Annotated in this window: 1 protein-coding gene; it reads right to left on the bottom strand. The window is 61.6% G+C overall.

Annotated features, from left to right (window positions below):
* Window positions 1-229: hypothetical protein (locus KVT34_RS31515; protein WP_217563421.1), on the bottom strand; the 229-nt coding region annotated here is incomplete at both ends.

Genomic DNA, 229 nt, shown 5'->3' with positions numbered 1-229 from the left:
GCCCGTTACGCTGCCCGCCACTACGCCGCTAAGGGGCCGGAGAGCCAGGCTTGCTGCGGTTTCCCGATCGCTGACTCCGGCGGCTCCGGCCGTACCTGCCGCGAATCCCTTCGCTTCCGCCACCTCGGTATAAGCACCCGGAGAAAGTCCGCTTACGAAGAAATTTCCGAATAGGGATCTCGTAGCTGTCGCAATAAGAAGGTTGCTCACGTCGGCGCTGCGGATCAAT

The organism is Paenibacillus sp. GbtcB18, from assembly GCF_019091125.1.
Lineage (GTDB): Bacteria > Bacillota > Bacilli > Paenibacillales > NBRC-103111 > Paenibacillus_F > Paenibacillus_F chitinolyticus.
Note: the sequence above shows the minus strand (reverse complement) of the source record. Positions and strands in the feature narration are given on the sequence as shown.